Genomic DNA, 13,819 nt, shown 5'->3' with positions numbered 1-13,819 from the left:
TCGGGGCCCGGCGGCCGCGCCCAGTAGTCTGGAACGCATGGGGACTCCGGTGCGAACGAGGAAGGGCCGTCGGTCGCGGCGCAGCGCGAGTTCTGTGATCGTGGCGGCGCTGCTCGCCCTGGCGTTGATCGCGTCGCTGTTCCTGGTCTTCAGCGACAGCGTCCAGCTGCTGCGCGTCGGTCTGGTCGTCGCGTTGTGGGCCGCCACCGTCGGCGCGATCGCGATGACGAAGTACCGTCGCGAGTCGGCGCTGGACCGTGCCAAGGTCCGGGATCTGCAGACCGTGTACGAGTTGCAGCTCGAACGGGAGATCGCGGCGCGGCGCGAGTACGAGCTGACCGTCGAGGAGAAGGTCAGGTCGGAGCTGCGGATCGATGCCGACCAGATGGCGGCCCTGCGCGCCGAGCTCGGTGCCCTGCGCCGCAACCTCGAGGTGCTCTTCGAGGGCAGGCTGCCCGAGGACCGCGCGGCGTTGTGGGCGGGCCGGGGACAACTGCAGGAGCTCGGCGGCGGGAACTTCCGGGTGACGGCCGCGCCCCGTCCGGCGGGCCCGTTCTTCGCCTCGCCCGACGACGAGCCGGTGACCGCCGAGACCACGGTGGTCACCGACGGCGACACGACGACGGCCGTGCCCCGCCGGCCGGCGGGCGCGACGGCCGCTCCCGGCGGATCCGAGGACACGGAACGGCGGGACCGGGCCGAGCCGGAGGAACCGGTCGAGCCGGAGGACCGGGCCGAGTCCGGGTCGCAGCCGGGGGAGCCCGAGGAGCAGGCCGAGGCCCCCGAGGCGGACGACGACGCCGAGCCCACGGGCCGACGCGCCCGGCGTCGGCGGCCGGACGGTGCCGGCGAGGGGGCGCACAGCCAGGGCCGCACGGTCGCGGAGATCCTCGCCGCCCTGTCCGCCGAGCGCTGAGCGTTCGCCGCGCCGGGTGAGGCGCAGATCACGTTCCCCTGCCATGGCCGGGGTTGCTCGGACCGCGCTATTGTCGGTCGGAACGTCTGGTACCCGCCGAGCGGGACTGGAACGAACGAGAGGACTCCCGTGACCTCCTTCGGGATCACAAACGAGCCTGCGCCTGCACGACTGACGGTCGGAATCGTTTCCGCCGGGCGGGTGGGCACGGCGATCGGCGCGGCACTCGAACGCGTCGGCCACCTGGTCGTGGCCTGTTCCGCCGTATCCGAACTGTCCAAGCACCGCGCCCGCACGCGGCTTCCGGACACCGAGATTCTCCCTGTCGACGAGGTCGCCGCCCGCTGCGACCTGCTGCTCCTCGCCGTTCCGGACTCGGAACTCGACTCGCTCGTCCGCGGGCTCGCCGCCACCGGCTCCGTCTCGCGCGGCACGATCGTCGCCCACACGTCCGGCGCGAACGGCGTCGGCATCCTCGGTCCGCTCACCGAGCAGGGCATCGTGCCGCTCGCCATCCACCCGGCGATGACCTTCACCGGCCACGACGAGGACACGGCCCGGCTCGCGTCGGCGTGCTTCGGCATCACGGCCGCCGACGACATCGGCTACGCGATCGCCCAGTCCCTCGTGCTCGAGATCGGTGGCGAACCGGTGCGCGTCCGTGAGGAGCGGCGCGCGCTGTACCACGCCGCACTCGCGCACGGCAGCAACCACCTCGTCACCCTCGTGGTGGATGCGGTGGAGGCGCTGCGGGTGGCGCTCGAGGGCGACGAACTGCTCGGCCAGCAACTCGTCGACGACGCGCCCGGCGGTGTCGCCGAGCGGGTGCTGCAGCCGCTGTTGTCGGCGGCCCTCGACAACGCGTTGCGCCGCGGGCCGTCCGCGCTGACCGGACCCGTCGCCCGCGGCGACGCGCAGGCCGTGGCCACGCACCTGCGGGTGCTCGCGGAGGTCGATCCCCGGATCGCTGCCGGATACCGCGCGATGTCCCTGCGATCCGCGCAGCGCGCCGCGGCGAAACCCGAACTGATGGAGATCCTCGAAGGGGCTGATCACGGTGAGTGAAACGCAACAGGGCGGCTACGTGCGCGGCGAACTGACCGTGCACCACGACCCCGCCGCCCTGACCAAGGTCACCAAGGCGCTACGTGGCGTCGGCCGCACGGTCGCCCTCGTGCCGACGATGGGTGCCCTGCACGCCGGTCACCTGGAGCTCGTGCGGCAGGCGAAGCTCACCGGTGCCGTGGTGGTGGTGTCCGTCTTCGTCAATCCGTTGCAGTTCGGGGCCGGTGAGGATCTCGACGCCTACCCGCGCACCCTCGACGCCGACCTGGAGCTGCTGCGGGAGGCCGGCGTCGAGCTGGCGTTCGTGCCGCCGGTGTCCGCGATGTACCCGAAGGGCCGGCGGACCGTGATCCACCCGGGGCCGCTGGGGGCGGAGCTCGAGGGTGGCAGCCGCCCGACGCATTTCGCGGGGATGCTCACGGTGGTGGCGAAGCTGCTGCAGATCGTCGCCCCCAACGTCGCCTTCTTCGGCGAGAAGGACTACCAGCAGCTCGCCCTGATCCGGCAGATGGTGGAGGACCTGAACTTCGACGTCCGCATCGTGGGGGTGCCCACGGTGCGTGAGCAGGACGGGCTGGCGCTGTCCTCACGCAACCGCTACCTGGATCCGGAACAGCGCCGGGTCGCCACCGTGCTGTCCGCGGCGCTGGTCGCCGGGGCGCACGCCGCCGCCGGCGGTCCCGAGGCGGTGCTCACCACCGCGCGCGAGGTGCTCGCCGCCGCGCCCGAGGTGGAGCTGGACTACCTCGAGCTGCGCGGCGTGGACCTCGGGCCCGCGCCGGAACGCGGCGACGGCCGGCTGCTGATCGCCGCGCGGATCGGCACCACCCGGCTCATCGACAACGTCGGTGTCGCGATCGGCACCGGATTCCTCGAACGCGAGACCGGCCCGGTCGACGCGTCCATCCCCGACGACCTGCTCACCCGCCGATAGCGCGACCGGCCCGAAAAAGCTGAGGAGACACCATGTTCCGCACGATGATGAAGTCGAAGATCCACCGCGCCACGGTGACCCACGCCGATCTGCACTACGTGGGTTCGGTAACCGTCGACCAGGACCTGATGGACGCCGCCGACCTGCTCGAGGGCGAGCAGGTCGCCATCGTCGACATCGACAACGGCAACCGTCTCGAAACCTATGTCATCGCGGGCGAGCGCGGCTCCGGCATCATCGGGATCAACGGTGCGGCAGCGCGTCTCGTGAGTCCTGGCGATCTCGTCATCCTCATCGCCTACGGCGTGATGAACGAGCAGGAGTGCCGCGACTACGACCCGCGCGTGGTGTTCGTCGACGCGGACAACCGGCAGGTCGAGCTCGGCAACGACCCGGCGCACGCGCCGGAGGGTTCCGGCCTGATCACCCCGCGCATGCTCGCCACTCTCGACTCCGGTTCGTTGGTGTAGCAGTGCTCCTCGCTGTCGACGTCCGGAACACGAACGTCGTCCTGGGTCTGTTCACCGGCAGCGGCTCGCACGCGAAGCTGTTGCGGGACTGGCGGATGCGCACCGATCCGCGCATGACCGCCGACGAACTCGCGCTCATCTTCCGTGGTCTGCTCGGCGGGTACGCCGACCAGATCACCGGCGTGACCGCGTTGTCCACGGTGCCGTCGGTGCTGCGCGAGATCCGGGTGATGCTGGGCCGCTACTGGGAACACGTGCCGCACGTGGTCGTCGAGCCGGGCGTGCGCACCGGGGTGCCGCTGCTCGTCGACAACCCCAAGGAGGTCGGCGCCGATCGCATCGTCAACAGCCTTGCGGCACATCACTTCTACGACCGGCCGTGCATCGTGGTCGACTTCGGGACGTCCACGTGCGTGGACGTGGTCTCGGCGAAGGGCGAGTTCCTCGGCGGCATCATCGCCCCCGGCATCGAGGTGTCGATGGACGCGCTGGCGTCGCAGTCCGCGGCGCTGCGCAAGGTGGAACTGCTGCGCCCGCGCGCCGTGGTCGGCAAGAACACCGTCGAATGCATGCAGTCCGGTGCGGTTTTCGGTTTCGCCGGGATGGTCGACGGGCTGGTGCGCCTGGTGCGTGCCGAGCAGCGTGGGTTCGAGGGTGACGACGTCGCGGTCATCGGGACCGGCGACCGTGCGCCTTTGATCATGCCGGAGTCCGAGACGCTCGAGCACCACGAACCGGACCTGACGCTGGAGGGCCTGCGCCTGGTGTACGAGCGCAATCTCGCACGGCGCGGCGCCCGATCCGCCGCCGTGGGTTCCGCCCGCCGCGATCCTGTGCAAGAATAGTCGCCGTGATCCGCTGCATGAGCGCCCAGGAGTGTTGTCGAGGCTGACGTCCGCCTCGATCGTTCACACATACCTGGAGTCACCCTCATGCGCACTGCGCTTGCTGCATCCTTCGTCGCCGCACCCGTTCACCCGCTCCCGCTTACCACCGAGCGCACCTATCCGGCCGGGCTGGCCGCGACCGTCGCGCGCGGCGCGGTGGTCGTCGACATCCGCACCCACGCCGAACGCGCCGTCCAGGGCACCCTGCCCGGGGCGCTGGCCATCTCCGCCGACCTGCTGCCCCGGCGTCTGCATCCCACCAGTGACGAGCGTCTGGCGGTGGCCGTCGACCGCGACGTCGAGTGGGTCGTGGTCTCGGCCTCCGGCGCGGAGACCGACACCGTCGTCGCCGTGCTGCAGGCGCTCGGACTGCGCCGCGTCACTGGTCTCGTCGGCGGGTACGCGGCCCTCGCGGCGGCCGGGGCGACCGGTGCGATCACCGCGGCCCCGCACGTCGAGGACGACGTGGCGCGCGTCACCGCGCACTGACCCGGCGGGCGCCGGCGCCTCGGCCCTGCGCAGGCGCTGGTCCTGCGCAGGCGCTCGAGGCGGTCCGATAGTCTGGTCACCCGTGAGTGATGCACCCGTTCAGCAGTCCGACGACACCCCCGAGCAGATCCGCATCCGCCGCGAGAAGCGCGAACGGATCCTGGCGCAGGGCAAGGACGCGTACCCCGTCGTCGTGCCCCGCACTCACACCCTCGCGGAGATCCGGGAGAAGTATCCGGACCTCGAGCCCGACACGACGACCGGGGAACAGGTCGGCGTCGCGGGCCGGGTCATCTTCTTCCGCAACACGGGCAAGCTGTGCTTCGCCACGTTGCAGGAGGGCGACGGCACCCAGTTGCAGGCGATGATCAGCCTCAACGGCGCCGGCGAGGAGTCCCTTGCGGCGTGGAAGCACGACGTGGACCTGGGCGATTTCGTGTTCGTGCACGGCGAGGTGATCAGCTCTCGGCGCGGCGAGCTCAGCGTCATGGCGGACTCGTGGCAGATGGCCGCCAAGGCCCTGCGGCCGCTGCCGGTGGCGCACAAGGAGATGAACGAGGAGACCCGGGTCCGGCAGCGCTACGCCGACCTGATCGTGCGCCCCGAGGCCCGCGCCAACGCCCGCATGCGTGTCGCGGTGGTGCGCGAGTTGCGCAACGCGCTCGAGCGGCGCGGCTTCCTCGAGGTCGAGACCCCGATGCTGCAGACCCTGCACGGCGGCGCGACGGCCCGTCCGTTCGTCACCCATTCGAACGCCCTCGACATGGATCTGTATCTGCGCATCGCGCCGGAGCTGTTCCTCAAGCGCTGCGTGGTGGGCGGCATCGAGAAGGTCTTCGAGATCAACCGCAACTTCCGCAACGAGGGTGCCGACTCCACGCACTCGCCCGAATTCGCGATGCTCGAGACGTACGAGGCGTACGGCACGTACGACGATTCGGCGACGATGACCCGCGAGCTCATCCAGGAGGTGGCGATGGCGGTGTTCGGCACCCACGTCGTCACCCTCGCCGACGGCACCGAATACGACCTCGGCGGCGAGTGGAAGACGATGGAGATGTACCCGTCGCTGTCGGCGGCCATCGGAACCGAGGTCACGCCCGGCACGTCGCTGGAGGAGCTGCACGCCCTCGCCGATCGGGTGGGTCTCGAGGTCCCGGAGGGCAAGGGCTGGGGCCACGGAAAGCTCGTCGAGGAGTTGTGGGAGCACCAGTGCGGCGACCAGTTGCACGAGCCGACGTTCGTGCGGGACTACCCCGTCGAGACCTCGCCCCTCACGCGGCAGCACCGCAGCAAGAACGGCGTGACCGAGAAGTGGGATCTGTACGTGCGCGGTTTCGAACTCGCCACCGGTTACTCGGAACTCGTCGACCCCGTCATCCAGCGGGAGCGGTTCGTCGACCAGGCGCGGCTGGCCTCGGCCGGTGACGAGGAGGCGATGGTTCTCGACGAGGACTTCCTCGCGGCGATGGAACAGGGTATGCCGCCGACGACCGGAACCGGCATGGGAATCGACCGTTTGCTGATGGCGCTGACAGGCCTCGGAATCCGGGAAACAATCCTGTTCCCAATTGTTCGCCCGGCGAGGTAATTGATCGCATTCGTTTTCCGTATTGCCATGAATTGATTCCCGGGTATTGTTGTCTCGTACCGCGGGGGGCCGCGCTTCTTCATTCGAGAGGATTTGCAGCACATGGCAAAGAAGGTCACCGTTACCCTGATCGACGACGTGGACGGGGAGACGGCGGCGGACGAGTCCGTGGAATTCGGGCTCGACGGAGTCACCTACGAGATCGATCTGTCGGAAGACAACGCGGCCAAGCTCCGGGAGGAATTGGAGTTCTGGGTCACTCATGCCCGCAAGGTGGGTGGCCGTAAGCGCGCGAAGGTCGTGCCCACCGCGCCCGCTCCCCGCAAGTCTTCTCGCGGCGGCACGGACAGGGAACGTACCGCGGAAATTCGGGAATGGGCCCGCAACAACGACATGCCCGTCTCGGCCCGAGGCCGTATCTCCGCCGAAATCATCGAGGCTTACAACAAGGCGCACTGAGCCGGAAGCGTCGCCTTCCGTCCGACCGAGGCGATATCCGCGACAACTGTCGCGGATATCGCCTCGTCGTCGTGCCCCGCGGAATCCTTTGTTATTCGTTCGAAAAAAAGAAACGGTCGGTTGGAACGGGGCGCCGCCGGAAGTGGAGACAGTCGGGAAGTGGAGACAGTCGGGAAGTGGAGACAGTCGGGAAGCGGAGACAGTCGGGAAGCGGAGACAAGGGTCACACCCGCTCGGTATCCCGTCCGTCGCGGCGGAAACGGCGGTATCTCCCGGGTAGCGTGTCGGCCATGGGAGAGCGGATTGCCGTCCCGGGTGAGACGTGCTGGCGGGTCGATCGTGCCGATCGCCTCGCCTGCATAGTCGACGCCGCCGACTATTTCCGATACGCCAAGTCGGCGATGCTGCAGGCGCGCCGGCGGATTCTCCTGATCGGGTGGGACTTCGACACGAGGATCAAGCTCGAACCCGACCGGAAGACCCTCGAGGGTCCGAACCGGCTGGGCGCATTCCTCAAATGGCTGCCGCACCGGCACCCGGATCTCGAGGTGTTCCTGCTGAAGTGGAACATCGGCGCATTCGCGGCCATCGGGCGTGGGATGACACCGGTCTTCGTGCTCAACTGGATGAGCGACCCGCGGCTCCGGCTCGAGATCGACGGCGCCCACCCCGTGGGAGCGGCACACCACCAGAAGATCATCGTGATCGACGACGCCGTCGCGTTCTGCGGGGGCATCGACATGACCGTCGACCGCTGGGACACCAGCGAGCATCCCGACCACAGTCGCTACCGGCGGGAGCCGAACGGCCGTCGGTACGGACCCTGGCACGACGTGACCACCGCGGTGGACGGCGCGGCCGCCCGCGCGATCGGCGAACAGGCACGCGCCCGGTGGAAGGCTGCCACGGGGGAGGACCTCGAGCCGGTCGACACCGGGCACACCATCTGGCCCGACGGGCTGCGCCCGGCTCTGCGTGACGTCGAGGTCGCCCTCGCACGGACCCTCCCCGAACTCGGCGACCGGGCGGAGGTCCGGGAGATCGAGGCCCTCTACCTGGCGGTGATCGCCGGCGCCCGCCGCACGCTCTACCTGGAGAGCCAGTACCTGGCGTCCCGGACCCTCGCCGAGGCGCTCGCGGAGCGGCTGCGGGAACCGGACGGCCCGCAGATCGTGCTGGTCCTGCCGCGCAACGCCGAGGGCTGGCTCGAGCAGAAGGCGATGGACGGCGCCCGCCGCAAGCTGCTGCACCTGCTGTGGAACGCCGACGTCCACGGCCGGTTCGCCGCCTACTACCCCGTCACCGCGGGCGGGGCGCCGATCTATGTGCACGCCAAGGTCGTCGTGATGGACGACGTGCTGCTGCGCATCGGCTCGTCGAACCTGAACAACCGGTCCCTGGGCTTCGACACCGAGTGCGATCTCTTCGTCGAAGCGGACCACGAGGGCGACCACATCAGCCGCGCGGTGGTCGAGATGCGGGAGCGCCTGCTGTCCGAGCACCTCGGGGTGTCCCCGGACGACGTCGCGTCCGCCGTCCGGTCCGAAGGTTCGCTCGTCGCCGCGGTGGAGCGGCTGCGCGGACCCGGTCGGACCCTCGCGCGATTCGAGCCGGGCACCGTCGCCGACGAGGACAGCCCCCTCGCGGAGAACGAACTCTTCGACCCGGAACGCGCCCCGCAGCGCTTCGGACGGCGCATTCGCCAGCTGATGCCCCGCTGAGCAGCGTGTTCGCTGCTGGCGTACACGGGGGCGGGAACGCCGTGCCGACGTGCAGCGTTACCCCTCGTAGCCGGAGTTGCCGCCGGCGCCGATCGGGTGGAGGGGCAGCGCCTCGAAACGGCGGCAACTAGAGTGTCAAGTGGGGTCGTGGAACCTGGTTCCACTCGACGACTCGAGTGCCGGAGCGAAACGCGGCAGCCGGGTCCGGAACGATCCGCGTACCGGACCTGTCGGCCGGAGAGTGTGAGGGAGTGCGATGTTCGAAAGGTTCACCGATCGCGCGCGGCGCGTCGTCGTCCTGGCTCAGGAAGAGGCCAGGATGCTCAACCACAATTACATCGGCACGGAGCACATTCTCCTGGGCCTCATTCACGAAGGCGAGGGCGTAGCGGCCAAGTCGCTCGAATCTTTGGGGATCTCCCTCGAAGGCGTCCGCAGCCAGGTCGAGGAGATCATCGGCCAGGGACAGCAGGCCCCGTCGGGCCACATCCCGTTCACGCCCCGTGCCAAGAAGGTGCTCGAGCTCAGCCTGCGTGAGGCGCTGCAGCTCGGACACAACTACATCGGTACCGAGCACATCCTCCTCGGCCTGATCCGCGAGGGCGAGGGCGTCGCCGCGCAGGTGCTCGTCAAGCTCGGTGCGGACCTGAACCGGGTGCGCCAGCAGGTCATCCAGCTGCTCTCCGGGTACCAGGGCAAGGAGCCCCAGGAATCCGGCACCAGCCGTGGCGAGGCCGGCACCCCGTCGACGTCGCTGGTGCTCGACCAGTTCGGCCGCAACCTCACGCAGGCCGCGCTCGAGGGCAAGCTCGACCCCGTCATCGGTCGCGCGAAGGAAATCGAGCGCGTCATGCAGGTCCTGAGCCGTCGCACCAAGAACAACCCGGTGCTCATCGGCGAGCCGGGCGTCGGCAAGACCGCCGTCGTTGAGGGCCTGGCGCAGGCCATCGTCAACGGCGAGGTCCCCGAGACGCTCAAGGACAAGCAGCTGTACACCCTCGACCTCGGTTCGCTGGTCGCGGGCAGCCGTTACCGCGGTGACTTCGAGGAACGCCTGAAGAAGGTGCTCAAGGAGATCAACAGCCGCGGCGACATCATCCTGTTCATCGACGAGCTGCACACACTCGTCGGCGCGGGTGCCGCCGAGGGCGCCATCGACGCGGCGTCGATCCTGAAGCCGAAGCTGGCGCGCGGCGAGCTGCAGACCATCGGTGCCACCACCCTCGACGAGTACCGCAAGTACATCGAGAAGGACGCCGCGCTCGAGCGCCGGTTCCAGCCGGTGCAGGTGGGCGAGCCGACGGTCGAGCACACCATCGAGATCCTCAAGGGCCTGCGCGACCGGTACGAGGCGCACCACCGCGTGTCCATCACCGACAAGGCGCTGGTCGCCGCGGCGAGCCTGGCCGACCGCTACATCAACGACCGCTTCCTGCCGGACAAGGCGATCGACCTCATCGACGAGGCCGGTGCGCGCATGCGCATCCGCCGGATGACCGCGCCGCCGGACCTGCGCGAGTTCGACGACAAGATCGCCGACGCGCGCCGGGAGAAGGAGTCCGCGATCGACGCGCAGGACTTCGAGAAGGCCGCGAACCTGCGCGACAAGGAGAAGCAGCTCGTCGCGCAGCGCGCCGAGCGCGAGAAGCAGTGGCGCGCCGGTGATCTCGACGTCATCGCCGAGGTCGACGAGGAGCAGATCGCCGAGGTCCTCGCCAACTGGACCGGTATCCCGGTGTTCAAGCTCACCGAGGAGGAGACCACCCGTCTGCTCCGCATGGAGGACGAGCTGCACAAGCGGATCATCGGCCAGGAGGATGCCGTCAGGGCTGTCGCCAAGGCGATCCGGCGTACCCGCGCCGGCCTGAAGGACCCGAAGCGTCCCGCCGGTTCGTTCATCTTCGCCGGCCCGTCCGGTGTCGGTAAGACCGAGCTGTCGAAGGCGCTCGCGAACTTCCTGTTCGGCGAGGACGACGCGCTCATCCAGATCGACATGGGCGAGTTCCACGACCGGTTCACCGCGTCGCGGCTCTTCGGTGCCCCTCCGGGCTACGTCGGCTACGAAGAGGGCGGCCAGCTCACCGAGAAGGTGCGCCGCAAGCCGTTCTCCGTGGTCCTGTTCGACGAGATCGAGAAGGCCCACCAGGAGATCTACAACACCCTCCTGCAGGTTCTCGAGGACGGCCGCCTCACCGACGGCCAGGGACGCACGGTCGACTTCAAGAACACCGTGCTGATCTTCACCTCGAACCTCGGTACCGCCGACATCTCGAAGGCGGTCGGCCTGGGCTTCACCAAGGGCTCCGGGGCCGAGTCGAACTACGAGCGGATGAAGCTCAAGGTCAACGACGAGCTGAAGAAGCACTTCCGGCCCGAGTTCCTCAACCGCATCGACGACATCATCGTCTTCCACCAGCTCACGCAGGATCAGATCATCCAGATGGTGGACCTGATGATCGGTCGCGTCGAGGTGCAGCTGAAGAACAAGGACATGGGCATCGAGCTCACCGAGAAGGCGAAGTCGCTGCTCGCGAAGCGCGGCTTCGATCCGGTCCTCGGCGCCCGGCCGCTGCGCCGCACGATCCAGCGCGAGATCGAGGACCAGCTCTCGGAGAAGATCCTCTTCAACGAGATCGGCCCCGGCCAGATCGTCCTGGTCGACGTCGAAGGCTGGGACGGCGAGGGTGCCGGAGAGAACGTGAAGTTCACCTTCACCCCGAGCGAGAAGCCGGCCGCGGTGCCCGACACCCCGGCGGTGGCCCTGGCCAAGGACGCCGAGTAGTCCTGCTCCGCCGAACGCCGACGGGCGGCACCCACTGCGGGTGCCGCCCGTCGGCGTTCGTGTGTCCGGATCAGCGCCGCCAGGCCGCGGTGTCCCGCCCGGACCAGTTCGCGAGCCGCTCGACGGGGCTCGCGTCCGGCGCCGGCTCGACGGCCGCGCCGAAGGGAACCCGTCCGCCGCGCACGGAGGCGGGGATCTTGCTGCGCGCGACGACGAACGCGGCCTCCACGAGCACCGGATCCGGCTCGGCCGGCAGTCCCGTGGCGACGGCGAGATCCCAGCCGTGCACGAGGGCCTCGTTGAGATTGCTCAGCACCGCGGCACGGCCGGGCACCGTTCCCCACGGCGCGACGACGGGCCGGTCGAGCAGGTCGTCGTCGCTCCACACCTTCCGGTAGTGGGCCTGCGCCCGCTCGAGTTCGGCGTGCCACGCGTCGTCGGGCACGCCGGTCAGGAACTCCGGAACGCTCAGCGGGTCGCCGTCGCTGCCGATCACGCGGCCGCGATCGACGGTGGCGACGAGGTGGCCGAGCAGCGCGCGCACGTCGTAGTCCGGACAGGGCGTCGGGTCGGTCATCTGCTCGGGGCGGACCTCGTCGATCAGCGAGGCCACCCACGCCAGGGCGTCGCGGTAGAGGGGACGGGGGTCGGACGCGGTGCTCATGTCGGGCCTTTCGGTCGTGTGGTTGCTGCCGGACACGATCCTGCGCGCGAAACACGACACCTTCTGTCATGTATTTCTGGGAGAGTTCGGCAGGTGCGAGCCGATCGGTTGCTGTCCCTCGTCCTGCTGCTGCGACACCGCGGCCGGATGACCGCGCCCGCGATCGCCAGGGAACTCGAGGTCTCGGTGCGCACCGTGCTGCGCGACGTCGAGGCCCTGTCGGCGGCCGGGATCCCCGTCTACGCCGAACGCGGACGCGACGGCGGTTTCGCGCTGCTCCCCGGCTTCACCACCGACCTGACCGGCCTGACCGTCGACGAGGCGACCGCCCTGCTCGCGGCGAGCGCGTCGGCCACCCCCGACTCGCTCGGCATGGCCTCCGCGTTCGCGTCGGCGATGCGGAAGGTGACCGTCGCGCTGCCCGAGGCGCAGCGCACCGCCGCGGCGCGGGTCGGTGAGCGGATCGTCGTCAGCTCGTCGGGGTGGGTGGTCGATCACCGGCGGGACGAGCACCTCGGCGTCGTCCAGCAGGCCGTGTTCACCGATCGCCGCCTGCGCATCCGCTACCGCTCCCGTGGCGCCGAGGCGCGGTGGCGGACGGTCGACCCGCTCGGGTTGGTCAGCGCGGCGGGCCGCTGGTATCTGGTGGCGCTGCATCGCGGCGCCGAACGCACCTACCGCCTCTCCCGCATGGAACGGGTGCAACTGCTCGACACCGCGGCTCACCGCCCACCCGACGTCGACCTCGCCCGGATCTGGCAGCGGCGCCGCACCGAGTTCCGGGCCGGCCTCGACACGGTCACCGCCGCGGTGCGGATCCGGGACCGGCGCCGGGAAGACCTCGCGGCGATCGCGATCCGCGTCGTCGCGCAGCGGCCCATCGGCGACGGCTGGTGGGAGGCCGAGGCGGAGTTCGGCGGGGCCACCCACGCCGGCGCCGCGATGTGGCAACTCGGCGACGACGCCGAGCTGCTCGGGCCGCCCGAACTCCGGGAACAGGTCCGGTCGTCGGCCGAGCGCCTCGCCGAGCGGCACCGGTAGCCCGGCCCGTCACAGCGCCACCGCGGTTCTCGTCGCCGCATCGCCGCGGTCCGGGACGCGAGGGGCGTCGACGAACGCCTCCTCCGCGATCTGGGCCGCGTAGATCGCCGGGTCGATCTGCGCGACGAGGTCGGCGGTCTGGGTCGCCATGGCCCGCAGCGCGGTGAGTTTGCGGTCGAGCGCGAGCCCGTGCAGCCGGACGTGGACCGCGAGCCGCTCTTCGCGCACGCCCGTGGGGCGCTCGTCGCTCATGTACATGCCCCATTCCTCGTAGAGGTCCCGGAACCGGTCGAGATGCTCCACGGTGGGGGTGGCGTACAACAGCCGGGAACGGCAGCCGCGGTCACGCCAGGCCCGGGTGACCCAGCGGTGCACGGCGGTGTGGTCGGGGTGGTAGGTCATCCCGTCGGCACCGAAGGTCAGGATCGTGCCGGGGCGGACGTCGTCGAGGAGCCGTCCGGCCCACGCGAGACCGGTGTCCTCGTGCTCGGCGAGGGCACCGTCCGGCAGGCCGAGGACGTGGTGCTCCTCGACACCGAGGACGGCCATGGCGGCGGCCGCTTCCCAGCGGCGGACCCGGCCCAGCCGCTCCGGGGGCCACGAGCGGGGGTCGGCGGTCCCGTGCTCGCCGGCGGTGGCCGAGGCGCACACGACGCGCCGGCCGTCGTCGCGGGCGGCGGCCATGACGCCGGCGGCGAGGTAGGTCTCGTCGTCGGGGTGGGCCCAGATCGACAGGATCGTCCCGGACAGGGGCAGGGATGTCGTCGCGTTCATGCCTGTCACGGTCCGTGCGGGCCCTG

The 13,819-nt window shown here is 70.0% G+C and carries 13 protein-coding genes; 11 read left to right on the top strand and 2 right to left on the bottom strand.

The genetic code is table 11. The annotated features are described in order from the left end of the window. Positions 1–37: 37 nt before the first annotated feature. The 10 genes from ACWPOB_RS10260 to ACWPOB_RS10215 all read left to right on the top strand — a co-directional run bounded on the left by ACWPOB_RS10260 (position 38) and on the right by ACWPOB_RS10215 (position 11,314). Entirely contained in the window at positions 38–916 is an 879-nt protein-coding gene (locus ACWPOB_RS10260; RefSeq protein WP_455400740.1) for a DUF6779 domain-containing protein, read from the top strand. Between the two features lie 129 nt (positions 917–1,045). Then, entirely contained in the window at positions 1,046–1,981 is a 936-nt protein-coding gene (locus ACWPOB_RS10255; protein ID WP_455400739.1) for a Rossmann-like and DUF2520 domain-containing protein, read from the top strand. Further along, the gene (gene panC, locus ACWPOB_RS10250) at positions 1,974–2,915 is read left to right on the top strand and encodes a pantoate--beta-alanine ligase (RefSeq protein WP_455400738.1); all 942 of its coding nucleotides are present in this window, start codon (positions 1,974–1,976) and stop codon (positions 2,913–2,915) included. Before ACWPOB_RS10255 ends, panC begins: the two co-directional genes overlap by 8 nt. Positions 2,916–2,947: 32 nt before the next feature. Further along, positions 2,948–3,385: an aspartate 1-decarboxylase gene (gene panD / locus ACWPOB_RS10245; RefSeq protein ID WP_029540720.1), complete on the top strand. Its 438-nt coding sequence runs from the start codon at positions 2,948–2,950 to the stop codon at positions 3,383–3,385. 2 nt (positions 3,386–3,387) lie between these two features. Continuing rightward, positions 3,388–4,230: a type III pantothenate kinase gene (locus tag ACWPOB_RS10240; protein WP_006930394.1), complete on the top strand. Its 843-nt coding sequence runs from the start codon at positions 3,388–3,390 to the stop codon at positions 4,228–4,230. Between the two features lie 87 nt (positions 4,231–4,317). Continuing rightward, positions 4,318–4,761 (top strand): rhodanese-like domain-containing protein, encoded by a 444-nt coding sequence (locus ACWPOB_RS10235; protein ID WP_455400737.1) that lies wholly within the window; start codon positions 4,318–4,320, stop codon positions 4,759–4,761. Between the two features lie 82 nt (positions 4,762–4,843). Then, positions 4,844–6,352, top strand: coding sequence for a lysine--tRNA ligase (lysS, locus tag ACWPOB_RS10230; protein ID WP_455400736.1), 1,509 nt, complete (start codon positions 4,844–4,846; stop codon positions 6,350–6,352). Between the two features lie 102 nt (positions 6,353–6,454). Then, positions 6,455–6,811 (top strand): histone-like nucleoid-structuring protein Lsr2, encoded by a 357-nt coding sequence (locus tag ACWPOB_RS10225; RefSeq protein ID WP_006930387.1) that lies wholly within the window; start codon positions 6,455–6,457, stop codon positions 6,809–6,811. Between the two features lie 290 nt (positions 6,812–7,101). Beyond that, entirely contained in the window at positions 7,102–8,532 is a 1,431-nt protein-coding gene (locus tag ACWPOB_RS10220; RefSeq protein WP_100057517.1) for a phospholipase D-like domain-containing protein, read from the top strand. Positions 8,533–8,788: 256 nt separating this feature from the next. Continuing rightward, positions 8,789–11,314 (top strand): ATP-dependent Clp protease ATP-binding subunit, encoded by a 2,526-nt coding sequence (locus ACWPOB_RS10215; RefSeq protein WP_100057516.1) that lies wholly within the window; start codon positions 8,789–8,791, stop codon positions 11,312–11,314. Between the two features lie 70 nt (positions 11,315–11,384). On the opposite strand, the gene ACWPOB_RS10210 is transcribed toward ACWPOB_RS10215, so the two are convergent. Beyond that, positions 11,385–11,978: a TIGR03086 family metal-binding protein gene (locus tag ACWPOB_RS10210; RefSeq protein ID WP_455400735.1), complete on the bottom strand. Its 594-nt coding sequence runs from the start codon at positions 11,976–11,978 to the stop codon at positions 11,385–11,387. A gap of 93 nt (positions 11,979–12,071) precedes the next feature. Between ACWPOB_RS10210 and ACWPOB_RS10205 the strand changes: the two genes are divergently transcribed. Further along, entirely contained in the window at positions 12,072–13,019 is a 948-nt protein-coding gene (locus tag ACWPOB_RS10205; RefSeq protein ID WP_455400734.1) for a helix-turn-helix transcriptional regulator, read from the top strand. A gap of 9 nt (positions 13,020–13,028) precedes the next feature. Here ACWPOB_RS10205 and ACWPOB_RS10200 read toward each other — a convergent pair whose 3' ends face one another. Continuing rightward, a complete protein-coding gene (locus tag ACWPOB_RS10200) occupies positions 13,029–13,793 on the bottom strand; it encodes a PIG-L deacetylase family protein (RefSeq protein WP_455400733.1) in 765 nt (254 codons plus the stop codon). Between the last annotated feature and the right edge of the window lie 26 nt (positions 13,794–13,819).

The sequence above is a fragment of the Rhodococcus sp. 2H158 genome, from assembly GCF_053764755.1.
The sequence above is the reverse complement of the archived record's forward strand: the minus strand, read 5'-3'. Positions and strand labels throughout refer to the sequence as shown.